Origin of the sequence: Shewanella nanhaiensis (assembly GCF_019457885.1) — a bacterium.
In the GTDB taxonomy this organism is placed as follows: Bacteria; Pseudomonadota; Gammaproteobacteria; order Enterobacterales; family Shewanellaceae; genus Shewanella; species Shewanella nanhaiensis.
The window spans coordinates 22902-46146 of the sequence record NZ_JAHZST010000015.1 but is presented as its reverse complement, the minus strand read 5'-3'; the positions used below and the strand labels follow the sequence as shown (position 1 = coordinate 46146).

Annotated in this window: 21 protein-coding genes; 8 read left to right on the top strand and 13 right to left on the bottom strand. The window is 43.5% G+C overall.

Features of this window, described 5'->3' with window-relative positions; genetic code table 11:
* The first annotated feature begins 157 nt into the window (after nt 1-157).
* Nucleotides 158-1498, top strand: coding sequence for a M20 metallopeptidase family protein (locus K0625_RS18150; protein WP_220110976.1), 1341 nt, complete (start codon nt 158-160; stop codon nt 1496-1498).
* A gap of 73 nt (nt 1499-1571) precedes the next feature.
* Here K0625_RS18150 and pdxR read toward each other — a convergent pair whose 3' ends face one another.
* Nucleotides 1572-3026, bottom strand: a complete 1455-nt coding sequence (gene pdxR / locus K0625_RS18145; RefSeq protein WP_220110975.1) for a MocR-like pyridoxine biosynthesis transcription factor PdxR — start codon at nt 3024-3026, stop codon at nt 1572-1574.
* A gap of 90 nt (nt 3027-3116) precedes the next feature.
* Between pdxR and K0625_RS18140 the strand changes: the two genes are divergently transcribed.
* Together K0625_RS18140 and K0625_RS18135 are read left to right on the top strand one after the other, a co-directional pair.
* A complete protein-coding gene (locus K0625_RS18140) occupies nt 3117-3749 on the top strand; it encodes a GNAT family N-acetyltransferase (RefSeq protein ID WP_220110974.1) in 633 nt (210 codons plus the stop codon).
* On the top strand, nt 3736-4359 hold the full coding sequence (locus tag K0625_RS18135; protein WP_220110973.1) for an FMN-binding negative transcriptional regulator: 624 nt from the start codon (nt 3736-3738) through the stop codon (nt 4357-4359). The genes K0625_RS18140 and K0625_RS18135 overlap by 14 nt, the downstream gene beginning before the upstream one ends.
* Before the next feature lie 74 nt (nt 4360-4433).
* Here the strand turns inward: K0625_RS18135 and K0625_RS18130 are convergent, their stop codons facing one another.
* The 6 genes from K0625_RS18130 to K0625_RS18105 form a co-directional block, all read right to left on the bottom strand.
* On the bottom strand, nt 4434-4979 hold the full coding sequence (locus K0625_RS18130; protein ID WP_220110972.1) for a DUF3016 domain-containing protein: 546 nt from the start codon (nt 4977-4979) through the stop codon (nt 4434-4436).
* Nucleotides 4980-5291: 312 nt separating this feature from the next.
* Nucleotides 5292-5582 carry a putative quinol monooxygenase gene (locus K0625_RS18125; protein ID WP_220110971.1) on the bottom strand — a complete coding sequence of 97 codons (291 nt, stop codon included), beginning with the start codon at nt 5580-5582 and terminating at the stop codon, nt 5292-5294.
* Nucleotides 5583-5599: 17 nt separating this feature from the next.
* Nucleotides 5600-6007: a VOC family protein gene (locus K0625_RS18120; RefSeq protein ID WP_333473868.1), complete on the bottom strand. Its 408-nt coding sequence runs from the start codon at nt 6005-6007 to the stop codon at nt 5600-5602.
* A gap of 96 nt (nt 6008-6103) precedes the next feature.
* Nucleotides 6104-6373 carry a ribbon-helix-helix domain-containing protein gene (locus tag K0625_RS18115; protein ID WP_220110970.1) on the bottom strand — a complete coding sequence of 90 codons (270 nt, stop codon included), beginning with the start codon at nt 6371-6373 and terminating at the stop codon, nt 6104-6106.
* 101 nt (nt 6374-6474) lie between these two features.
* On the bottom strand, nt 6475-7560 hold the full coding sequence (locus tag K0625_RS18110; protein ID WP_220110969.1) for an ABC transporter substrate-binding protein: 1086 nt from the start codon (nt 7558-7560) through the stop codon (nt 6475-6477).
* Between the two features lie 304 nt (nt 7561-7864).
* Nucleotides 7865-8116 (bottom strand): hypothetical protein, encoded by a 252-nt coding sequence (locus tag K0625_RS18105; RefSeq protein WP_220110968.1) that lies wholly within the window; start codon nt 8114-8116, stop codon nt 7865-7867.
* Between the two features lie 178 nt (nt 8117-8294).
* Here K0625_RS18105 and K0625_RS18100 point away from each other — a divergent pair, with 178 nt between their 5' ends.
* Nucleotides 8295-8561: a hypothetical protein gene (locus tag K0625_RS18100; RefSeq protein ID WP_220110967.1), complete on the top strand. Its 267-nt coding sequence runs from the start codon at nt 8295-8297 to the stop codon at nt 8559-8561.
* Between the two features lie 115 nt (nt 8562-8676).
* On the top strand, nt 8677-10986 hold the full coding sequence (locus K0625_RS18095; RefSeq protein ID WP_220110966.1) for a penicillin acylase family protein: 2310 nt from the start codon (nt 8677-8679) through the stop codon (nt 10984-10986).
* A gap of 14 nt (nt 10987-11000) precedes the next feature.
* Here K0625_RS18095 and K0625_RS18090 read toward each other — a convergent pair whose 3' ends face one another.
* The 6 genes from K0625_RS18090 to barA form a co-directional block, all read right to left on the bottom strand.
* A complete protein-coding gene (locus K0625_RS18090; RefSeq protein WP_220110965.1) occupies nt 11001-11720 on the bottom strand; it encodes a TorF family putative porin in 720 nt (239 codons plus the stop codon).
* A gap of 180 nt (nt 11721-11900) precedes the next feature.
* Nucleotides 11901-13562: a DNA repair protein RecN gene (gene recN, locus K0625_RS18085; RefSeq protein WP_220110964.1), complete on the bottom strand. Its 1662-nt coding sequence runs from the start codon at nt 13560-13562 to the stop codon at nt 11901-11903.
* A gap of 146 nt (nt 13563-13708) precedes the next feature.
* Nucleotides 13709-14686, bottom strand: coding sequence for an AEC family transporter (locus tag K0625_RS18080; protein WP_220110963.1), 978 nt, complete (start codon nt 14684-14686; stop codon nt 13709-13711).
* Nucleotides 14687-14819: 133 nt separating this feature from the next.
* Complete coding sequence (locus K0625_RS18075) at nt 14820-15056, bottom strand: DUF3319 domain-containing protein (protein WP_012325961.1); 237 nt, start codon at nt 15054-15056, stop codon at nt 14820-14822.
* Between the two features lie 15 nt (nt 15057-15071).
* Nucleotides 15072-15677 (bottom strand): YjaG family protein, encoded by a 606-nt coding sequence (locus K0625_RS18070; RefSeq protein WP_012325960.1) that lies wholly within the window; start codon nt 15675-15677, stop codon nt 15072-15074.
* Nucleotides 15652-18465: a two-component sensor histidine kinase BarA gene (barA, locus tag K0625_RS18065; RefSeq protein WP_220110962.1), complete on the bottom strand. Its 2814-nt coding sequence runs from the start codon at nt 18463-18465 to the stop codon at nt 15652-15654. Before barA ends, K0625_RS18070 begins: the two co-directional genes overlap by 26 nt.
* A 97-nt stretch (nt 18466-18562) precedes the next feature.
* Here barA and rlmD point away from each other — a divergent pair, with 97 nt between their 5' ends.
* The 3 genes from rlmD (at nt 18563) to mazG (ending at nt 23149) form a co-directional block, all read left to right on the top strand.
* Nucleotides 18563-19894: a 23S rRNA (uracil(1939)-C(5))-methyltransferase RlmD gene (gene rlmD, locus K0625_RS18060; protein WP_220110961.1), complete on the top strand. Its 1332-nt coding sequence runs from the start codon at nt 18563-18565 to the stop codon at nt 19892-19894.
* 167 nt (nt 19895-20061) lie between these two features.
* Nucleotides 20062-22269 carry a GTP diphosphokinase gene (gene relA, locus K0625_RS18055; RefSeq protein ID WP_220110960.1) on the top strand — a complete coding sequence of 736 codons (2208 nt, stop codon included), beginning with the start codon at nt 20062-20064 and terminating at the stop codon, nt 22267-22269.
* Nucleotides 22270-22360: 91 nt separating this feature from the next.
* Nucleotides 22361-23149 (top strand): nucleoside triphosphate pyrophosphohydrolase, encoded by a 789-nt coding sequence (mazG, locus tag K0625_RS18050; protein ID WP_220110959.1) that lies wholly within the window; start codon nt 22361-22363, stop codon nt 23147-23149.
* Nucleotides 23150-23245 lie beyond the last annotated feature (96 nt).

The following is a 23245-nucleotide window of genomic DNA, read 5'->3' as shown; positions in this document are numbered from 1 at the left end:
GAGAGCATATAGATAAACGCAGCCATCGTGCTGCGTTTTTTTATGCTCTCTTTAAGTGCGGAGATATTTTTCGTGATTTAAAAATAAACAAACTATTGCTGCTGTGCTAGGTTAGTCTTAATCGATAAAACCACCATTTAAAATAAGAAGATACCCGATGAGACTAACTAAAAATACCATTGCACTAGCATTGACTCTTGGCGTTACTACTAGCTTGTCGAGCATCTTTTCTGTGCAAGCTCTGGAGCTGAGCGATTCAGTAGCGCAAGCCATGCCTAAGCTTGAGAAGCTTTATCTACATCTGCATCAAAATCCTGAGCTCTCCTATCAAGAAAAGGCCACTGGTCAGCGTATGGCTAAGGAGCTATCTAAGCTGGGTTTTGAGGTGACTGATAATTATGGTGGCTATGGTGTAGTTGGGATTTTAAAAAACGGTGAGGGCCCTGTGGTGATGATCCGCGCCGATACTGATGGATTGCCCATTATTGAGGAGACGGGTAAGTCTTACGCATCGACCGTGACCACAACAGATGCAGCGGGTAAAACTGTTGGCGTGATGCATGGTTGTGGTCATGATATCCATATGACCAGCATGATTGGTGCAGCAGAGCAGTTAGTTAAACAAAAAGAGAGCTGGAAGGGCACCTTGATGATGGTGGCTCAACCAGCAGAAGAGGTTGGTGGTGGGGCCAAGGCGATGCTCAAACAGGGATTGTTTAAACAGTTTCCCACACCTGAAAAGGTGCTAGGGCTGCATGTCAGCGCCTCTATTCCTGCAGGTAAGGTTGCGGTTGTATCAGGTTATGCTCTGGCCAATGTCGACTCGGTAGATATCACCATTAAAGGGAAGGGGGGGCACGGTGCTTATCCTCACTTAACAGTTGATCCTGTTGTGCTTGCTGCTCGCACCGTGCTGGCGCTGCAAACAATTCCAAGTCGAGAGATCTCCCCACTTGAGCCTAATGTCGTGACCGTTGGTTCTATTCATGGTGGCTCGAAACATAATATTATCTCTAATGAGGTGAAGTTACAGCTGACTCTGCGCTCTTACAATCCAGAAGTTCGCTTGCAACAGATTGCGGCAATTGAGCGATTAACTAAGGGGATCGCTGTGAGTGCTGGTTTGCCAGATGAACTTATGCCCCTTGTGCAGGTTCATAATGATGAGACCGTTCCGTCAACCTACAATAACCCTGAGCTGGCGGCCAAGGTGAAGGCGAGTATTGAGTTAGAGGTTGGCAAAGTAAATGTTGTTAATGCAGATCCTGTGATGGCGGGTGAAGATTTTGGTCTTTATGGCCGTACTACTGAGGCGGTACCTATTACCCTGTTTTGGTTAGGTACGGTAGAGCCTGCTAAATATGACGCTAGCCTTGATAGCGGAGTTAGCTTGCCTTCATTGCATTCCAGCCAATTTGCGCCAGATTATCCTCTTGCCATTAGCACTGGTGTACGAGCGATGACACGCAGTGCCATAGACCTATTTAATGGGAAGTGAGTTAACGCAAAGTAGGTAAGTCAGTACCTCTTAATTTAAAAGGGGTACTGCAGGCTTTGATAAGCAGTAGATATCACTGGTTAAAATAATTGAACAGTATGGCCAATCCCCGGTTCATCTTTTCCGGTTTCATCCCTGCAAAGCCAAGACGAATATAGCGATTTTCATCATTCTCTTTATCTAAATGAAAACCCGACTCAGAGACTAGGTAGATATCATGGGCTAAAGCAAACCTCTCAAGCTCTTTGGCATTTTTTTTCACATCTAACCAGATGGCCATGCCGCCTGCGGGGATGGTGAAGCTAATATCTAGCCCTTGTGCTTGGTACTTTTCTAACTGGGAGACTAAGTTATTGCGTCTTTGTTGGTATAGTTTAGTGGTGCGCCGCAAATGTCTTTCAAAGGATCCCTCCTTCATCCAACGTCCGATGGCATCTTGCATTAACACATTGGGCTTATGATTCATCACACTTCGATAGTTGATAAGTGCTGGTGCTAATGATTTATCGACCGCCATATAGCCAATACGGCAGCCGGGAAACATAATTTTTGAGAATGTTGACAGGTAGATAACTAGCCCTTGTGGATCGTCTGCAGCTAAAGGTGCTAAGGGCTGACTTGAGTAGTGAAACTCATGATCATAATCATCTTCAACGATGGCTATCTGGTATTTCGCGGCGAGCTGATAAATTTTCACCCTTTCATGGATTGGCAGAGTCACAGTGGTGGGGTATTGATGTAGTGGGGTTAGATAGATAAGTGAGATTTTTTGCTGCTTAACTAATAGGGTTAAGTGCTCAATATCTATCCCTTTTGGGTGCTGTTTGATGGCTATTAACTCTGCTCCGGCAGTAGTAAAAGCATTCCATGCAGGCTGGTAGCCTAGAGACTCCACAGCAACTTTAGAACCGGGTTTTAATAGCACCTGAGAAAGCAAATACAGCGCCTCCTGTGATCCGTTAACGGTAATGATCTCCTTATTTGTGATTGAGCGGGCTCGTCTTAAGTAGGTAGCAAGTTGAGAGATAAACTGGTCATCTCCTCGATTATTACCGTATGACAGGTGATTAAGACGTGGGCGAGTGAGGCTATCGCTCATATAAGGCTTAAGCTCATGGAAAGGAAAAGCGGAGATATCAGGATTCCCTCCTGCAAAGTTGTAAGCATACTCATGAGCTGGCTTGCTGTTATCGAGTTCAAAAGTTGCAAGGTTTGTCTGCCATATAAATTTATTTTGTTCGCACTTTAAGCTCTCTTTAGCATGACGACTGGATTCCACTGGAATTGATTCAACAACCCTATAGCCTTGGCGCTCTATTGATTGCACCCAGCCTTGGGCGATCAACTCTTGGTAAGCTGCCATGATGGTATGGCGATTGGTTTGCAGTTCAGCAGCAAGTTGACGAGCAGAAGGAAGTGGCTCTTTAGCGTTAACTTGTCCCTGCTTTATAGCGAAGCTTATGGCTCTGGCGATCTGCAAAAACTTTGGTTTAGCTGGTTGGGTTAACGTCAGGGTCAGTGTTTTCATCTCTGGTATAGTTAGATTTTAATATCTGGGCCTATTATTTATACCAGATGCTGCAAGAATCACCATATCAATTTGAATCGGAGAGCTCACTTGCACACATCAACCCGTTTTACTCCTAAGCCCATAACATTGGAATCTAAGGATATCCAACTAAGACCATTAACTAGAGAAGATGTAGAGGCTTTTCAGCTTGCTGGCAATCATGAAAAACTGTGGCAATGGGTAGTGCCTAACCCTTGTACAAGCCTTGAGATGACAGCTGCTTGGATTGAAAAAGTGCTGGTAGAGCAGGAGTTAGGTAACCAAGTTCCCTTTGTGATCATCGATAAGCAAAGCCAAAAGGTGATAGGCAGTACTCGGTATTGCTCAATTAGGCGCGATGATAGGAATATAGAGATAGGCCATACCTTTATCACACCAGAATTTCAGCGTAGTCATGTGAATACTCAAGCAAAATATTTACTCTTGCAACATGCGTTTGAAGTATTGGATGCCATCAGAGTAGAGATTAGAACCCATGAAAAAAACCAACAGTCTCGCAGCGCCATTCTACGTATCGGGGCCGAGTTCGAGGGGATATTACGTAATAGTAGAATTTTGCCCGGTGGCAGCTATAGAAACACCGCCCTTTACAGCATTATTGAGCAAGATTGGCCGCAGGTGAAATCAGCTCTACAGGGGAAAATGGAGCAAACAGTAGGGTCAATTAATGCACATACCTAAAACAATGAAGATGGGAAGCCACGAGCTTATTCATCAGTTTATTGAGACTTTTAGTTTTGGGGCCATTATCTCTGAACAACTTGAGGCTAATCACCTACCATTTTTGCTGAAAAGATCCGAAGGGGAGCTTGGTACGCTATATGGGCATTTCTCTAGAACTAACCTACATTTGGCTACACAAGATGGCTGCACTGTGATGGTTATTCTTCAAGGGCCTCACAGTTACATATCACCGAGCTGGTATGCCTCATCGCCAGCGGTACCAACTTGGAACTATGGCGCAGTGCATATCCATGGAGAGATGGAGCTGTTACCTGCTGATGACACCATTAAGATATTAGATGAAACGGTGATGGCTTATGAGCCTGAGCTGCTGCTCACTGGTGAGACTCTTACTGATGAGCATCGAGATAGGTTAGCGAAGGGAGTGATAGGCTTTAAAATCAATATCACTCAGATGCAGGGAAAGCAAAAGTTAGGTCAACACAGAAAACCAGCAGATCAACTCGGCGTGGTAAACGGCTTAGCAAATCAAAGCAACACAGATGCTATTTCATTGCTTAATTATATGAAAGAGGTGGGTATTGGATTAGGGGAAAAGAATAGTTAATAAAGTTATTATAGATACCGTTTTTATTTTTACTTAATGTTTCGAGGTGCTATTTTAGCCACCTCGATATTACTTTATCTTTTAATCAAGTCGGGCTTTATCTCTTTTTTAAACCATTTCTTTAATAGATCTGATTCATATGCAAAAGGTTGACTCGTAATTGGTTGAATACCAAATAAGAAACTCATGTTTTGCAGTTTCTCTGAGCCAGATTTAATCACTTTCCCATTTTGACTTAAGCTGTAATCGAAATTGATTTTTGGTGGGTAGAGCTCGGATACAACCCTGATATCATCTGCTGAGGCACCAAAGGTGGGTTGAACATCGCCAGCCAAATCAAGATTGGTGACCATAATGTCTAGTTTCTGATCTTTTCCTAGTACAGGGTTAACCTGTTTGCCTAACTCCTCTGTCAGCTCTGTAAACAGGTAGGGGGTAAATTTAGATTGTAGCCAGATGGTTGATTCTATATCTGTATACTGATTGGGATCTTTCCAGATGATGGCAAGGTTGCCATCATGAGTGATGTAATTATCAACGGGTGCATTTTCGGCCGTTGATGTACACCCTGTTAATATCGCCATGAATATCAATGTAAGTAATGAAAATGGATATTTCATACTAACTCCTTTCAAATTGGTTAATATTAGTGGGGATTTTAATGCCACATTTTTAAACGTATAACATCGTTTGGACAATGTATTTTATCCTTTTGGTTTATCCATTCAAGCTTTGTTGATTAAGTTTAATCTCTAATTTATTTAATATTCAGTTTTACCATTTTTGATGTTGTATCAAATTCACTTAAATCAACACCTTGGTTATATTAGATTTATTTATGATGTATTTATTTTTAATACTTATGTTCCATTAATTTAACAAGGGGATTTCGGCTTGTTTTTTGAAGGCCAATAAAAGTTAATTTATAGCCACTAAATGTCTAACAGTTCTAAAAACTTTATCTCTGGTTCATGTTCGAGTAGCCCATCAAGTTGTGTTAATAGTTGAGTGAAATATGGCTGTTGACAATGTTCCTCGAAGGCAGCTTGATTGGTAAATGACTCCTGGAAGATAAATGTGGCTGAGTCATCCTGAACATTAAATAGCTTGTAGCTCACTGAGCCTGGCTCATTACGGCTTGGGGCTAGCATGGCTAACAGTAAGCGTTTTAACTCGGTCTCTTTTCCTGTTTTTGCTTGGAATGTGGCAATTAGATTTATCATTACGGCTCCTGTTTAGATTAACGGTATCTTTTGCTGCGTTGAAGAAATTCGATTTTGTATCCATCGGGATCTTGGATAAAAAAGAAACTCGCGAGATGGGTGTTTTTATGATTGAGATGTTTAATATTGGTGGGTTTCATATCTAATAAGGTGAGCCCGTGGAAGCTCTCCTCAATATCTTCGACACTCACGGCTATATGTCCATAGCCGCTGCCATGGCTATAGTCATTGTCAGTGTCATGGTTATAGGTGAGTTCGAGTTCGAAATCAGTTGTCTGGTTACCTAGGTAAGTTAAGGTGAATTCGTCGAAAATAAACTGTTCCTTTATCTCAAGTCCAAGTGCTGCTTGGTAAAAGGCGATGGAGGTCTCCAGATCTCTGACTCGGATCATGGTATGGATCAGTTTGCTTGTATGGATATTCACTTGAGCTCCTCTTTAAAAAGGAGCTAGCATATTCCTGTCGCCCTATTGCTTGGTAGTACTGGAGTACGACAGGAGATGAATAGTGAATTTTTGTCGCTACACGGCTGTTGATTGTTTTAGGTAGATAAGACATGAACAGCGAAGTATTGAGGCTAGGTTGGTGACGCCACCATTGTGTACCATCGATTCTTTATAGATATTGCTGATAAATTTTGGCACAGACATCTCTTGATTGTTTGCTATCTGTTCCAGTATCTCCCAGAAGCTGAGTTCGAGTTTGACACTGGTGGCATGCCCATCAATACGGATTGCTCGAGTTATGTATTGGTAGTGCTCTATGGGCTGCTGTGAAAATATCTGGCACATAATTAAACCTACTAATGTCAAACCGAGAATTTTGTTCTGTTTTTATCCTACTGTCAAAGTTTTTGGCTCAGTTTTGAATGTGATCTGTAGGTTTTTAAGCGTTATGGAATAACTTGTGTCATCGCAGCATCTGACATGAGGTCCATGATGTTGTCGGCGGTTTTGTCATAAGGTTGCCAGAACATCTGCTTGGAAAAAAAGTCTGGATTGTTATCGAGTAATGGGTTGTTTTCGACAAGATTACTAACCGATACCATGCCTAATTCATTGACGAGCCGATTTTGAACGGACCTTCCGATAAAGTAGTTAGCGACGATTTCGGCAGCTTCGAGCTTTGCTCCACTTAGATGTTTAGCGAAGTTGATGGTATCTAGCCAAACAGTGCTACCCTCTTCGAATTGAACATATTGCCATTGACCACCCTCAGCATTTTTATTCGCAATCTCAACACCATAGCTTGAGGTTAATAGTAGCTCCTGATCATAGCTAGGAGTCCCATCCCAAAATGAGTGAACCTGTTGATATAAAAGGTTAGTTTGCAGCTGCGCTTCATCTGCAACAAACTGCATCGCTTGTCGTCTATTACCTGAGTTGATGAGGTCGTTAATATAGAAAGGGGGCTTGTCCATAGCGAGCATGACTAGTGCGATATTTGGCTGGATCTGTCCTTTGGCCAGAGAGAGTTTACCTTTCCATTTATCATCCCAGAGATCTTTTACCGATACTGGTAACTCATCTATCGTTAACTTATTCATATTAGCCCATATACCATAGGCTCCACCTCCAAAGGGGATATAGACACTACCTTGCTTAACAATTCCCATGGGAAGCGTAGTTAGCTCAGCTTTTAGGTTCTTGTAGTTAGGCATTCTGGGAGACTGGGTGTCAATTACCTGAAGAAGCTTGGCGGTTTTCTCCTCCTGCATCTTGATGTAATTAAGAGTCAGAAATGAGATATCACATTTGCCGGAGCGGATAACATCAAACATCTGCTCAGGACCGGATGCAAGCGGGCTAATGACTTGAGCTTCAATATTGTAGTCGTGAGCTTTGAGTTGCTGATTAATTGCGGTGAGATCTTGGGGGGTGATGTAGCCATCCCAGGTAAATATTCGCAGGATCTCTGTTGCATGTGAGATAGGAGAGACCATAGCTAAAGTGCTAGCTAACAGAATAATATATCGCATAGTGATCCTTCTGCTGTGCATGGCGAGATGGAAGTACAAACTTCTAACCTAATGCACTATTTTAAATCAGATTTCATTGGTCTGGTCCCCTGTAAAAGTATTCTCCATGAAGCCATTTATCGCAAGCGGAATTTTCATTTTTAACTGTTTCAACGAGAAATATTCATTTGCTCTGTAAAACAGACCTTATTCATAGCCGTTAGCTCAAGTGAGATTGTTTGATGTTTTAAAGGTAAGGATAGTGGCAAGGTGTTGATGAACTAGCTTAAATTAAGCTTGAGTGAGGAATTGTTTAAACCTCTTGTTATCTAAAGCTGACTTTACCGCCAATCATCTTTAGTGAAGGGGTTCCTCTTACTAGTGTATCTCGGGCAAACTCTTGTCCACAGCCTGGGCAGATACAGGGTGTTTGTGTGTGATCTTCTACTATCCGCTCCTTGAAACATTTTACTAGTGCGCCTTTTCCCCCTTTACGATATTTAAATAGTTGAGTTTTACACTTAACGCAGAAGATATCGACAGTTCGTGTAGGGCCTTTCTTATTGGGTTTAGCCATCGTTCTAATTGAATTGAATAAGTTGTATTTAGCTTACGTTTAATCATCTTTAAGTCAAGATTAGGCTGACTGAAGGTTGGGAGGCCATAAATTGGTATTAGGCTTTGCTAGAAAAGGCAGAAGTTATAGATCTCATCTAGTCTTTTAGTATCAATGAGAAGAAGCTTGAGGATGAAATATGTCTAGTTCTGATAACCGAAATGGTGCGGGTAGAGTGGCATTAATATTAATGGCAGTATCATTACTGTCACTTAGCGGATGCAGCAACTATGATCCTGTGCCTGTTGAAAAATGTTCAGAGGTGGTCAAGCACGCACAAAAAGTGCTTGGTAGTATGGCTCCTGATGGTAAAACCATGATGGCTGATTGCAAGGCTGCATCAGATAGTGAACGTGGTTGCGTGATGGCGGCAACCAAGAAAGGCGCATTGGCTCAATGCATGTAAAATTATTTCCCACCTATTATATAAACCACATATAGGAATATTTTGGTTAGAAATATAACATTTCACTAACTTGATATATCATGATGTAAAAGCTCATAAATCATGGTGTTAGTTAATGTATAAAATAATAAAAATATTCCTTATCGGTACATTATCACTGGTTTTCATCCTCTCTTGTGGCATCTACTTCGCCATGAATTTGAGTTTACCTCGACTTTCTGGCGAGTTGTTTAGTGCTCACATCTCTAAAGATATAACACTGGAGCGCGACCGTTTAGGCACGGCTGTTATCTCAGGTCAGAGCCGTAAAGATGTGACTTATGGTTTAGGTTTTGCTCATGGACAGGACAGGTTTTTTCAGATGGACTTGTTAAGGCGTAATGCGGCAGGTGAGCTGTCTGAGATTTTTGGAGAGAAAGCACTTCCTTTGGATAAAAAGCGCCGCTTCCATCAGTTCAGAAAACGCGCTGAGAGAATAGTGGCTAATCTACCGATAACCGAAAAGATGATGCTACAGACCTATGCAAATGGGGTTAACGATGCCCTTGCTGAGCAACATCTCGCTTCATTTGAGTATCTTGCTACAGGGACAAAACCTAAGCCATGGGTTCCTGCTGATAGCCTGCTGGTTATCTATAGTATGTATCTGGATCTCCAAGGGAGGACACCAACAAGAGATATGGTGTTAACTCAGATAGAGAAGCTACATGGTCAAGAGATGTTGGCTTTCATCATACAAAATAGCCCCTATCAGGCAGCGCTTGATGGCAGCTTACTTCCTACTGAGTCAGTCGCAGTACCAAGATTATCACCTTCAAGCCTGCTTGCGGCAAAGATGACAGATATTAAGGAGCCTCTGGATATAGGCAGTAATAACTGGGCTGTGACAGGGGAGTTAACTCAAAGTGGCAAGGGGATGTTATCTGATGATATGCACCTATCACTGGCTGCGCCCATTATCTGGTATAGAGCGCAACTGAATTACATAAACACCGCAGCTAACAAGGGAGAGAAGGTGCAAGTGACAGGTGTTTCTCTGCCTGGCGCGCCAGCTATTGTTGTGGGGACAAACGGTCTGCTTGCATGGGGATTTACTAACGCTTATATCGATACCGCAGATTGGGTAGAGTTAACGCCAGCGGATAAGATCTCAACAGAGGTTGAGACAATCGCATTACCAGACAGCAGTATTGAGTACACTATCGAGCTTTCAAGGTTTGGGCCCGTTAAGCGGGTTAACAAGCAGGCTTATGGCCTCTCTTGGGTTGCTCATCGCGATTACGCGGTGGATATGGAGCTTATGGAGTTGGAAACAGCTGATAGTGTTAAGCAGGGGCTAACCTTGGCCACTCGTTTTGGTATTCCGGTGCAAAATATCATGTTGGTGGACAGTGATGGTAACGCTGGCTGGACGCCTGCCGGCGCTGTTCCTTCGCGCACTAACCCCAGTAATACCGCTCAAAAGGCCAACAGGTTTCAAATTAACGCTTGGATGGAAGATGAAGCTGTTTTGCCTCAAGTTTATAATCCAGAATCTCAACGGTTATGGTCTGCAAACTCCAGAGTTATGTCGTCAAAAGCGGCTAAGCGATTTGGTGATGGTGGTTATGCGTTGGGGGCTAGGGCTCAGCAGATAAGAGATAGGCTGTTTGAATCGACAAGTTTCACAGAGGCGTCGTTCTTAAAGCTTCAACTGGATAATGAAGCACGTTTTTTAAGTTCATGGCACCAATACCTGATCACACTACTGGCTACTCAACCTAAGCGTTTTGCTAAAGATATTCAGCTGCTAAGAGACTGGCAGAAGTGTGCTTGTGCCGATTCTGTAGGGTATACATTGGTGAGAGGGTTTAGAGCTCAGCTAATAGATTCGGTTTTTGCCCCACTTGAAACTGAGTTGAATGAGATAGAGTTAAGTTTATCTGTTGTGAAGCGTTATTTAGAGCCTGCAATTTGGCAAATTATCACTGAGCAGCCAGAGAGTTGGCTTCCTGCTCAATACAGTAGTTGGGATGAGTTTATCATCTCTAGCTACCAAGCATCGGTTACAGGTTTGCTCGCTAAGCATAGTGAAGAGGGTGAATTTGCAGATCTGCAATGGGGAAAGATTAATCAATTGGAGATAAAGCACCCTTTTAGCCGGCAAACTCCTCTACTAAGCCGCTTTTTAGATATGCCCAAAATAGCTGGTTATGGCGACTCCTTTATGCCTGCGGTTCAACGAGGATCATTTGGTGCATCTCAACGTTTTATTGTTCAGCCAGGTTTAGAGGAGCAGGCTGTGATGATGGTTCCTGGAGGGCAATCGGGCCATCCTTTATCTGATTATTATCGTAGTGGTTTTGATGATTATGCCAAGCAAAAGAGTACCGCTCTGTTGCCCAGTGAGAGTTTACATAAGATAACGATTAAAGCTGGCGATTGAAATCTATACAGTGATTAGAATGCCCAGGTTAATTTGGCGTAATAGGTTCCTTCTGCGATATCGCCAAACAGAGTCTCTCCCGAGCTATCGGTGCCATTGTAGGCAATACATGCCATGACTGGTCCGATTGGGGCACTGATGCCGAGGTTATAATAGAGATAGGCTTCACCTAAGGCATCTTTTGTATTCCAATGGCCCAGTTGAATGTCCAGAGAGAGAGCTGTGTCCCATAAAGCAAGGGACTTGTTATATTCAACTCGATAAGCGCTGTCTTGGCTTAGATCTCCTAATATATCGTTTAGCGTATGGCTAAAGGAGAATTGACCATAGGGGCTGTGTAGGTCAATCATGAGCTCGGTAAAGTCTAGACTTATCCCTCTGTCAGTACCCTGAATAAGATATTGATAGAGGGTAACAGATAGGACAAGCTCCTCGTTTAACCCAAAGCGGTAGCCAGCGTAGAGATCTGTTTCAAGGTTCTCTCCCGCTTCATAGGGGCTAGCGTCATCGATAAAATTAAATGTTGAGATAAAGGTGCCGACATAGAAACCATTTTCCGTCGCTAGTCCTGCATGTAACTGCATGGCAGGATCGCTTTGTGTCAGTGATACACCATAGGCTCTATGATCTGTGGTGGCTGCGATATAGCCGAAATAGCTGACCTCTCCATGGCTTTGGCTGGGAAATAGACCGAATAATAGAAGCGCGAGTAGGCTTTTCAGTAAATAATTCATATCCTTTGCCTTTTTACTGTTGTATTAGCATATGGCTAAAATATAGAGCATAGATCACTCTATTTCGAATATTTACTTAAGGTTGGGGCATAAAGGAAAAGTTAGTTGAATAGCAGATAAAAGCAGGCATCGATGATGCCCACTAAGATGTGATTAATACCGAACGGTATAATATTGAGGTTAGCCCTGAAGTAACTCTTTGGCGTTGGCTAGGGTATTGCTGGTGATCACATCGCCGCCAAGTAATCTTGCTAACTCTTCGATACGCTGGAGCTTATCTAAAGAGACCATAGAGGTTTCCGTTTTACCCGCTTTACTGTGCTTGTTAACGAACATATGTTGGTGACCGTTACCCGCAACCTGGGGTAGGTGAGTCACACAAAATACTTGAGTCGAGTCTCCAAGGGAGCGAAGCATACGGCCTACAACTGCGGCGGTTGGACCTGAAATCCCCACATCAACTTCGTCAAAAATCAGTGTCGGTGTTGATACTTTTTTCGCCGTAATAACCTGAATGCCAAGTCCGATACGTGAGAGCTCACCACCAGATGCAACCTTAGAGATGGCTTGCATCGGTTGGCCTGGGTTTGTTGAGACCTGAAACTCTATGCTGTCGCAACCATTAGGTGATATCTGCTCCTCATTGAAGGTGACAGCGATACAGAACTTGCCCTTTGGCATACTGAGTTCATGAATCGATTGAGTGACCTTTTTATCTAACTCTTTGGCGTATCGACTTCGGCTTTGGCTAAGCTTTTTAGCGTGCGCAAGGTAGCTCTCTCTGCTGGCATTGACTTGCTCCTCCAACTGAGTGAGTGCGTCCTCATCTGAATCTAGTGAGTTAAGCTCTGCTAATAACTCCTGGTGATGCTCATAGAGGGCACAAGGAAGTACCTGATGTTTACGCGAAAGCTGCATCAATTTAGAGAGTCTCTGTTCAAGCTGCTCAAAATACTCAGGATCTAGCTCTAATTTATCTAAATAACGTTCTATTTCACTGCTGCTTTCCTGAATTTGGATAAGTGCATCATTAAGCATACTGACTATGTTTTTAAGAGCAGGATCGTAGCTTTCGAGCTCTTGAGCTTGAGTGATACCAGCATTTATCAGTGATTCAACGCTGCCCTGTTCATTCTCTTGCAGTATGTAGAGTTCACTTTTACAGGCCTGAATAAGGGCCGTACCATTGGCAAGTTTCTTGTGCTCAGCTTCAATCTCCTCAAATTCACCCTCATTGAGGGCAAACTCATTGAGCTCCTCAACTTGATATTGGAGTAACTGCTTACGTGCGATACGTTCATGCTGAGTTTGCTGTAGTGCCTTAAGCTCTTTCTCAATTAATCTGCAGCGTTGGTAGCCAGAAGAGACGGCTTCGAGTAGTAATCTGTGATTAGCATAACTGTCTAATAGAGTTAGCTGGTGCTCACTCTTCAGCATAGCGTGATGAGCATGCTGACCATGGATGCCAATTAATAGCTGTCCTAAGCTTTTAAGTTGAATAAGCGGGACAGGGTTACCGTTTATGTAAGCCCTTGAGCGCCCATCACTGTTGATGGTTCGCCTTAAAATACACTCTTGATCTAACTCGAGATCATTATCTTCAAGCCAACGCTTTGCTAAGGGGACATCACCTAATGAAAACCTTGCACTGACTTCAGCTTTCGATGCACCGGGGCGAACAGTACTGGCATCGGCACGATTGCCAAGACAGAGCCCCAAGGCGTCAATTGCAATAGATTTACCTGCACCTGTTTCACCTGTAATGCTGGTCATTCCAGGTTTAAAATCCAATTCGAGAAATCGAACAATGGCAAAATTATTAATGCTGAGTTGGCAAAGCATGATGAGACCCCTTCACTTTGGGCACTGTGTTTATGAACAGTATATACTGATTTTATATACAGTAAAGCCTTGTGTGAAAATTAACCTTATACTAACGGAGCATACGCTTTAAACACTTTGATTATCAAGTAATTGTTCAGCGAGTTCTAATGCAAAAAACTTTGTATTAAGGGCAAGGTTATAATGCTTAACAGTGTTCCTAACATAATGGCTTGGGCACTCACCATCACCTTAATTTGATATCGTTCGGCAAGTAGGTAGACGCTAGCTGCGGTCGGAAGGGCTGCTAGCAGGACTCCCATAACGAAGTAGTCACCCTCAATTCCAAACGCTGATAATAAAATATAGGCCAGCGCAGGCTGAATGAACAATTTCGCTAGGTTTATCCAGCTCAACTCGGCAATTAAGTCGAGCCATTTTGGCTTCTGGTGGCTGATTTCATGGTTGCCGCTCGCTTTTACAAGCACCATACCGATAGCAAAGAGCGCGCAGGGACTGGATGTCATACCTATATCTCTTAGCATGATGGAGAGAGGCTCGAACAGTTTAAGCTCTATGGCGGATAGAAATACACCAATAGCACTGCCAATGACTACTGGATTCTGTACTAAGGAGAGCGAGATAATCAGCAAGGGTGACTGTTTTTTCTCTCTCTTTTTGTCGCCTTTTTCCTGGTAAAGCTCAATTGAGACTAGCACCAAAGCAAAAACGATAACGGAGAGCAAACTGGCAATGGCTGCTGCGGTAAGCGCGCTTTGTTGCTCAGGAAAAAGCATAGATAGGAGAGGGATCCCGATAAATGCTGTATTACCGAATGTGGTATTTAATGCCCTAAGAGCCGCCAGATCTGCTCGTCCCTTATTGGTGATGTGTGAAACCAAAACCACCAATAGATAGGTTAGTAGCATTGCTAAGCTGTATCCAGCGATAAAGCCCCACTGTAGTATCTCGTGGATTGGGGTCTCTGCCAGTGCGATCAACATGATGGCCGGAAATGCCACGTAGTAGACGTACTGGTTTAGCACCAGATCCGTGTCAATTGGTAGGATCTTGAGTTTTTGTACCAAGGAGCCTAATAACATCATGGCGAGTACTGCGAACAGGGGAGTTAAGATTGGTGACATTAAAAGCAATTCCAGATTGGCGTGATACTCAGTTAAAATACCATAACTGAGGGAGCAGGAACTATGACCTACTTATTATTTATATCAATGGCCATAAGAAATTAGGCTGAGCAGGAGTTGGCTCAGCCTAGAGTTATTTCGTTGTATTACGACGAGATGAGGTGCGCTGCTTTAGCGGCGTAGCATTAACCTTAGTCTGAATCGTATTTCTGTTAGGCGGTAACACACCCAATTCACAATAGAAATTGATCTGCCTTCTTAGCTCAAACAGTGAACCTGTTCGAGTTTGTCCACCAATTGATAGTGACCAGCTATCAGTTAATCCCCTGTTGTTCGTTAAAATAAAACCTTGATAAATTAACTTACGCATAATTAAACAGAAAGGTTAGCCTTCCTGCATTCCTACACCTATGTTAGATACGCCTGCATCGACAATCTCTTTGCGCAGGGATTTTATAAACTCAGCATTGAGTTTAGGGTTGTCTTCAATAAGGGTTAGCAGGTTCTCTTGCAGCGCCTTCTCGTCGAGCATCACTTCATGATTGAAGATAAAATCGTCGAACGCTTCTTCGTCGAGCTCAACATCTGAGATGGCTTCAATATAGTTTGCCACTGTACTCGATGACAGTTTACTGATGTTGACAATATCTTCCTCAATTTTGCTTTGAAGTGCACTTAAAAGGGCGATTAATGCGGTGGTTGCATCCATCGCAGGGTAGACACCATATACATCAAAATTAGCCGGGTCAGGGGTGTTTAGCTCCAACCTTTCTAAGTAGATATCGATATTGAGTTTTAATTTTGAATCATAACTGGATTGCCACAACAGATTTAGCACTGTGTCTAATACCTGAGGATCACCAAATTCGCAGACCTCAGAGAAAAGTTGGTAGTTGGGCAACATGCGCTGACATAGGGCTATTGCAAATACTTTTTTCTGTTGGAAATCTAATGCTTTTACACGCTTAAAGAAGCCTAGTTTGGTTGTCATCTATTACATCCGTTGATAACTGTGATATCACTTGATTTGCGGCTGATTCTACCTTAGTTAGCTCGTCAAGTAACTCTAGTATTTCTGGTTCGACATCGGCAACGGCCGAGCCGCGTTTCAAACTTGATTCTATCTCCTGACAAAGCTTTTGTGTGGTAGGTACGCCACAATAACAGCATGCGCCATGGAGTTTATGCACTGAAGCGAGCATAGATTCTTGATTAAACTCCTCCAATGCCTGTTTTATTTGATCTGTGGTTTCAGGCAGCGATGCCACTAACATCTTGAGCATATCCAGTGCCAGATCTGGCTTCTGATTGGCTTGTGTGAGGCACAGTTCCCAGTTAAGGGTAAATGGATCGAAATGAGTAAACTTAGGGCGCGTCTTCCAGCGATTGATCACGCTCTTTAACGCCGCTTCATCGATAGGTTTAGGCAGATAACCATCCATGCCGCTTTGTTGGATCATCTCTCGCTCTTCTGCAATCGCATGCGCGGTTACTGCAATAATCGGTGTGTTACGGTTAAGCGAGTGCTGCCTAATCTGTTTAGTGGCGCTAATTCCATCTGTGCCTGGCATCTGAATATCCATGAAGATGAGATCGAAACTGCGCTCCTGGGCGATATTCACCGCTCCCTGACCATTGTCTATCACAGTGACTTGACTCACTAGCTCTTTTAACAGGGTATCGATTAACTTGAGGTTTGCAGGGTTATCATCGACCGCTAATACGTTGAGGTTTTCTCTGGCTATAGGCTCAACTTGGGTATGCTCCTCTAATTGATGGGGACTGCTTGTATCGGGTTTCGGATCGATAAGTGTTTCAGCTAAAACTTTTTCATTGACTGGAGCCAGTAATATTTTATCCACGGTATCAAATATGGCGTGAGTGTCTTGCTCATTCGTACACACAAGGTAGAGGACAAATTGAGATAACTCTTTAATCGACTTTAACTGTTCAGTAGAGTCCTCATCAGGGTTAAGCGCCTTGCAGCTCACGACGGCATAGTCATATTTTTTTGAACCAGATAGCGAGCACTCTGCAAGTTGGCCCATTGAGCCAATATTGGTTGTTTTCATCCCCCAGTGCTGAAACTGTTTGAGTAGTGCCTTGTTGGACAACTCTCTTGGCTCTACCAGTAATATTGATCTGTTGAGTAGTTTCTCAGGTGTGAGGAAGTGACCTACTGGGTATTGGCTGGTTTCTAATGGAAGGGTAAACCAGAATGTTGAACCTTCATTGGCTTTAGAGTTACACCCAATCTGGCCCCCCATACGGTTAACCAGACGCTTAGTGATAATTAAACCCAGTCCAGTACCGCCAAAGCGACGTGAAATCGAGGAGTCGGCTTGGCCAAAGGCTTGAAAAAGTATCTCCTGCTGTTGAGGGGCTATACCAATCCCTGTATCTGTTATTTCACACCTGATGTTTACCTTATCTTTGGTGCCATCTGTGAGTTTTAGACTTAAGTGAACACTACCGCTATCGGTGAACTTGATAGCATTACCTATTAAGTTTGTTAGGATCTGACCTATTCGCATAGGATCGCCGCACAGGGCTTCGGGGATAGATTGATCTATGTCGATAACGAGCTCAATATCTTTCTCTCGGGCACTGTTTGACAGTATAGTTACTGTGTCACCAACCAGTTCGCGTAGGGCGAAAGGCAAGTTCTCTAATACCAGCTTTCCCGCCTCTAATTTAGAGAAATCTAAGATGTCATTAATTATCTCAAGAAGGTTAGTTGCACTCTTCTCTATGGTGTTGATGTAGTCCTGTTGACTCGTATGCAAGGGCGTTTTCAGTAGCTGCTTGGCGAATCCGATGACACCATTAAGTGGCGTTCTAAGCTCGTGGGACATGTTGGCTAAAAACTCAGATTTTATCCGGCTGGCCTCAAGGGCTCGTTTTTTCGCTAAATCCAGCTCGACGTTTTGGATCTCGATCTGTTCCAGTGTCTCCCTCAGATCTGAGGTTGCTTGGTCGATATTTTGTTGCATCTCATCATGGTATTCAGAGAGCGAGCTTGCCATGGCATTAATACCGCGTTTAAGCAGATCAAGCTCACCAATAAGATTTCCATCGACTCGAGTGTCCAGTTTACCTTCACGAATTTTTGCTACGACCCTTACCATCTCCGTAATAGGTTGGGTCACATTTTTAACCAGACGAAAGGTAAAGAGTAAATTAAGTTGCACCCCAATTAGGACAATTATAAAGGCCGCAACGGCAGCTCTATGTTGTTCAAGAAGTGAATTCTCTTTATTGACCAGTATCGCAATATAACCCAGCTTAGCGGCTGAGAGTTGCTGGGAGTCTCTGTCATCGAAGTTTGTCAGTTTAAGTTCATGATCTGATGAGAAGATAGGGCTACGCAGAATCAAGCTGTCACCCACCTGTTCAAGCTCAGTCCTCATTAGACTACTTAATGGTTGATCATAGCGCATAAGCTCATGATCTTTATAGTGATGAGAGGTGACGATAACGCGATTTTCAGTGTCGAAAATGGCAATAAACTGAACCAGAGAGGATTTATTGAGTTGGGCTGCGGTGATCAATTTTTTCGTTGTTTCAAAATCTTGCTTCTCGAGACCTATCTCGGCGGCAATAGCGAGTGGCTCGATGATATTTCCACCCTGCTCAATGAGTGTTTCTTCGAGTTCATAGAAACGATTTATGGTAAAATAGCTGCCTAATAAGATCCCAACGAGGATAGTTGGAGCTAACGCCAATACAAGCACCCATGATCTCAGGCTATATTTGGTCATGTTGTCGGCTTTATTCATTAGGTTCGCTGATCTACTCGGTTCTTGACACAGTTAACACTAGACTGCCAGAAGTCAGGCAGTCTTGGCCAGTATTATTATTGATTTAGAGGCCTAAATGGCACAGTTTTTTAAAGCAAAACCAAACAGTTCAAAGCAACTTTCGGCAAAAGTATCACTCCAAGTCACCCGGTTGGATCATTTGGGGGCAGGCATTGCTCAACATAATGGCAAAGTTGTGTTTATTCCCGGTGTATTACCTGGGGAAAAAGCCATGGTTCAGCTGACTGAGCAGAAAAAACGGCACTCCAGAGCGAAGTTATTGAATCTTGAGACTCACTCTATCGACCGTGTTGAGCCCAAATGTGCCCATTATCATCAATGCGGTGGCTGCGATCTTCAGCATCTTGCCCTTGAGAAGCAACGGCTTCATAAAGAGTCTGCATTAGTCAGTTTAATGGCAAAATTAAGTCACACTGAAGCTGAGGCTTTGGTTCCGGCTATTATAGGCGAACAATGGCATTATCGTCGCCGTGCTCGTTTAGCCACTTTTTACCATCAAGAAACAAAGAGAACCACATTAGGCTTTAGAGCTCAGTCGAGTAAAGAGGTGATTGATATCTCCTCTTGCACAGTGTTAGCCAAATCTCTGTCTGAGTTAATTTCACCTTTGTCTAAGTTATTAAATCAACTGGCCGGAAAAAGAGCATTGGGGCATGTAGAGCTTATTGATGTGGATAATGGTCAGTTTGTGGTGGTGAGAGTGACTAAAGAGCTCTCGGATAAGGACAAAGAGAAGCTGCTCTCTTTTGCACAGGAGCATAAGGTCAACCTGATTGTTCAGGGCAATGAAGGGGAGCTTTCGGTCATTAAAGGGCCAAAAGAGTTACCTTTTTACACATTAAACCATGAGATTAAACTGAGCTTTACACCGGGGAACTTTGTTCAAGTCAATGGTGAGATAAACAAAGCTATGGTTGAGCAGGCGGTTCAATGGCTGGATGTAAAAGCCGATGAGCGAGTGCTAGATCTTTTCTGTGGTGTTGGAAATTTCAGTTTACCTCTTGCCAAATCGGGCGCTGAAGTGATCGGTGTTGAAGGTGTCCCTGAGATGGTGGCGCAGGCGAGAATCAATGCTAAGCAGAGCGATTTGTCTGATGTGACCTTCTTTCATACCGACTTAAGTGCTGATCTCTCTAAAGAGCCTTGGCTAGGTAAAGTGGATAAGTTACTGCTCGATCCTGCAAGGGCAGGGGCGTTTGAGAGTTTGCAATGGTTAAAGAAGATGAAACCTAAATCAATCGTTTATGTTTCTTGCGATCCCTCGAGCCTAGCCAGAGACAGTGAACCTTTGCTAAAGCATGGTTATAAGCTAAAAAAACTAGGCTTAGTCGATATGTTTCCTCAAACACATCACATTGAAGCTATGGCACTGTTTGAGTTGAGTTAATTTCAGCTTCAATTAAGCTAATATGATGAAAATTTAGCTAAACAAGTGATATTCAGCCTTTGTTAATTGACAATGACAGCTCAATGCTGAAGATAGCTATATTATTGATTTGTGCTGCAGGATTTTTGTAGCACATATTTTGATTCAAAGTTAAGGACGAAATTGAGATGGTATCAGTTCGAGAAGCGCACTTTAGTGATCCTAATTTTCAACTAGAGGAGTGGGTTAACCGCTACATTAGTGATACTGATGAGGCTCAAACTCTGCTCGAACTGCTCTGTCGAATCGATACCATGGTGAGTGGGAGCCAGCAGGATAATAGTATGCAGCTCCAACGTGCCAGAGAGATGATAGAGATCTTGGCGCCACTGAATATGGATATCGAAACCCTGCAGGCATCGGTTCTGTTTGTGGTGTTTGAAGCTGGCATCATCTCTCAAGAGGACCTTGAAGAGCGATTTGGCACTGAGTTAAGCCGCTTGGTCATGAGTGTTGAAACCATGAATGCCATCGGCGCTCTTAAGGTGGATAATGACTCTCGCACCAGTGATGTGAAAATAGATAATATCAGGCGTATGTTGCTGGCGATGGTGGAAGATGTGCGCGCCGTGGTCATCAAACTTGCCGAGCGGATCTGTCTGCTACGTGAAGTGAAAAATGCCGATGAGGAGACGCGGGTACTGCTAGCCCGTGAGATTGCTGATATCTACGCGCCTCTCGCTAACCGGTTAGGTATAGGTCAACTTAAATGGGAGCTTGAGGATATCTCTTTTCGCTACCTACACCCGGAGACCTATAAAGAGATAGCCAAGCAGCTAGATGGTAAGCGTTTGGATCGCGAAACCTTTATTGATGATTTTGTTGCGCAGCTTCAGGCCAGATTAGATAAAGATCAGATAAGGGCCAAGGTCTATGGCCGCCCTAAGCATATCTACAGCATCTGGAAGAAGATGAAGGGCAAAGATCTTAAGTTCGATGAGTTATTTGATGTTCGCGCTGTGCGGATCGTGACCGATAGGTTGCAGGACTGCTATGGTGCCCTTGGGGTGGTTCACACCCTTTGGCATCATATCCCACGTGAGTTTGATGATTACGTCGCAAATCCTAAACCAAATGGCTACCAATCTATCCATACCATAGTTGTTGGACCCGAAGGGAAGACCGTCGAGATCCAGATCCGAACCGAGCAGATGCATGAAGATGCTGAGTTAGGTGTCGCCGCCCACTGGAAATATAAAGAGGGCGCAGGTGGTGGTAAACAAAGTGGCTACGAAGAGAAGATAAACTGGCTACGCAAGATCCTTCAGTGGCAGGAAGATGTGGCTGAAAGTGGCAACTTAGTTGAAGAGGTGCGCAGTCAGGTATTTGAAGACAGAGTGTATGTCTTTACGCCAAGTGGTGAAGTGGTCGATCTGCCATCTGGGTCTAGCGTGCTCGATTTTGCCTACTATATTCACTCCCATGTGGGACATAAGTGTATCGGTGCTAAGGTTGATGGCCGTATTGTGCCTTTTACCTACCAAGTGGAAACTGGTGAACGCGTTGAGATCATCACCTCAAAGCATCCTAATCCCAAGCGTGATTGGCTAAATCCTAATTTAGGCTATATCCGCACCTCTCGCGCTCGCTCTAAAATACAGCACTGGTTTAAACAGCAAGATAGAGATAAAAATATTGTTGCCGGTAAAGAGATGTTGGAGTCTGAACTGGCAAGAGCTGGACTTAAGCTAAAAGATGCTCAAAGCGCAGTTGAACGCTTTAACCTTGTGAGTATGGATGATCTGCTTGCCAGTATTGGCGGTGGTGATGTACGCCTTAACCAAGTGGTTAATCATGTTCAGAGCCAGATGCGCATTAATCAGGTTGACGATGAAGCCGCTGTTGAAGATCTGGTTAAGAAGAGTGGCATTAAAGCCAAAAAAGAGGGTAAAGGTCAGGTTGAGGTCAATGGCGTCGGTAATTTGATGAGCCATATTGCGCGTTGTTGTCAGCCTGTGCCTGGTGATGAGATCTTTGGTTTTATCACTAAAGGTCGAGGGATCTCTGTGCATCGCGCCGATTGTGAGCAAGTTAAAGAGTTGATGCGAGTTCACCCAGAGCGGACGGTCGATGTGGTCTGGGGGGAGCATTACTCAGGTGGCTATAAGATACGTTTACGAGTTATCGCCAATGACCGTTCAGGGCTTCTTAGAGATCTCACTTCAGTACTGGCGGCTGAAAAGTCACATGTGATGGCGATGAGTTCCTCATCGGATGTTAAGACTCAGACCGCGGCGATTGAGCTGGAACTTGAGCTGTATAATTTAGATGGACTTTCACGAGTAATATCTAAAATTACCCAAGTGGAAGGGGTGAGTGAAGCCAGAAGGCTTTAATTGCACCTTGTTATGACTGATTATAGATAGAGAGAAAATGGCGACTCAGGTCGTCATTTTTATGTTTTGAAAGAAATTTGAAGGTGTCGCTATGCACAACAATGATATTCAACCTCTGCTCGATATTATGGCTAAGTTGAGAGATCCTCAAACTGGATGTCCGTGGGATATAGCGCAACGCTTTGAAACAATAGTGCCATTTACCCTTGAGGAAGCCTATGAAGTGGCTGATACCATTGAGAGAATGGCTATTGATGAGCTTCCCGATGAGCTGGGAGATCTGCTGTTTCAGGTGGTCTTTTATTGCCAATTAGGTAAAGAGCAGGGGCTGTTTGATTTTGCCGATGTGGTAGAGAAAATCTGTAATAAACTTACTTCACGTCACCCCCATGTCTTTGGAACGCTTAAAGGTGTGAGTAGCGACGAGGTCAAAGAGAACTGGGAGCAGATTAAGGCTAAAGAACGTAGCGAGAGGGATCTGCACTCTATTTTAGATAATATTCCTGTGGGGCTACCCGCGTTATCTCGCTCGATAAAAATTCAAAAACGGGTCGCTCGTGTTGGCTTTGATTGGGCTGAACTTGGACCTGTAGTGGATAAGATCCATGAAGAGATAGATGAAGTAATACATGAGGTTGAGCAAGAAAAAGTGAATCCTGATAAGGTTCAGGATGAGATGGGAGATCTGCTGTTTGCGGTGGTAAACCTTGCACGACATCTGGGTGTTGAGCCTGAGCAGGCATTACGGGGGGCAAACAGAAAATTTGAGCGCCGCTTTAGAGGGGTTGAGTCGATGGCAAATAAAGCTGAAAAGCCGATGGAAGAACACACTTTAGATGAGCTAGATCAATACTGGGATGAAGTAAAATTACGAGAATAGCCACTTCAGTAAAAAATTTTATAATAATCTTGTTTGTCGAATCGCTAGGGCTTTGGTATAATATCGCCCCGTCCTAGTGCTTAATTGCAAGCACAT

Excerpts from the sequence above, each read along its gene's own strand:
- barA (WP_220110962.1), bottom strand. The coding sequence starts at position 18,465 with ATGAATAAAGCCGACAACATGACCAAATATAGCCTGAGATCATGGGTG.
- K0625_RS18115 (WP_220110970.1), bottom strand. The coding sequence starts at position 6,373 with ATGTGCCAGATATTTTCACAGCAGCCCATAGAGCACTACCAATACATA.
- K0625_RS18075 (WP_012325961.1), bottom strand. The coding sequence starts at position 15,056 with ATGCGTAAGTTAATTTATCAAGGTTTTATTTTAACGAACAACAGGGGA.
- recN (WP_220110964.1), bottom strand. The coding sequence starts at position 13,562 with ATGCTTTGCCAACTCAGCATTAATAATTTTGCCATTGTTCGATTTCTC.
- rlmD (WP_220110961.1), top strand. The coding sequence starts at position 18,563 with ATGGCACAGTTTTTTAAAGCAAAACCAAACAGTTCAAAGCAACTTTCG.
- pdxR (WP_220110975.1), bottom strand. The coding sequence starts at position 3,026 with ATGAAAACACTGACCCTGACGTTAACCCAACCAGCTAAACCAAAGTTT.
- K0625_RS18130 (WP_220110972.1), bottom strand. The coding sequence starts at position 4,979 with ATGAAATATCCATTTTCATTACTTACATTGATATTCATGGCGATATTA.
- mazG (WP_220110959.1), top strand. The coding sequence starts at position 22,361 with ATGCACAACAATGATATTCAACCTCTGCTCGATATTATGGCTAAGTTG.
- K0625_RS18095 (WP_220110966.1), top strand. The coding sequence starts at position 8,677 with ATGTATAAAATAATAAAAATATTCCTTATCGGTACATTATCACTGGTT.
- K0625_RS18150 (WP_220110976.1), top strand. The coding sequence starts at position 158 with ATGAGACTAACTAAAAATACCATTGCACTAGCATTGACTCTTGGCGTT.
- K0625_RS18125 (WP_220110971.1), bottom strand. The coding sequence starts at position 5,582 with ATGATAAATCTAATTGCCACATTCCAAGCAAAAACAGGAAAAGAGACC.
- K0625_RS18100 (WP_220110967.1), top strand. The coding sequence starts at position 8,295 with ATGTCTAGTTCTGATAACCGAAATGGTGCGGGTAGAGTGGCATTAATA.
- K0625_RS18090 (WP_220110965.1), bottom strand. The coding sequence starts at position 11,720 with ATGAATTATTTACTGAAAAGCCTACTCGCGCTTCTATTATTCGGTCTA.
- K0625_RS18070 (WP_012325960.1), bottom strand. The coding sequence starts at position 15,677 with ATGACAACCAAACTAGGCTTCTTTAAGCGTGTAAAAGCATTAGATTTC.
- K0625_RS18080 (WP_220110963.1), bottom strand. The coding sequence starts at position 14,686 with ATGTCACCAATCTTAACTCCCCTGTTCGCAGTACTCGCCATGATGTTA.
- relA (WP_220110960.1), top strand. The coding sequence starts at position 20,062 with ATGGTATCAGTTCGAGAAGCGCACTTTAGTGATCCTAATTTTCAACTA.
- K0625_RS18135 (WP_220110973.1), top strand. The coding sequence starts at position 3,736 with ATGCACATACCTAAAACAATGAAGATGGGAAGCCACGAGCTTATTCAT.
- K0625_RS18110 (WP_220110969.1), bottom strand. The coding sequence starts at position 7,560 with ATGCGATATATTATTCTGTTAGCTAGCACTTTAGCTATGGTCTCTCCT.
- K0625_RS18105 (WP_220110968.1), bottom strand. The coding sequence starts at position 8,116 with ATGGCTAAACCCAATAAGAAAGGCCCTACACGAACTGTCGATATCTTC.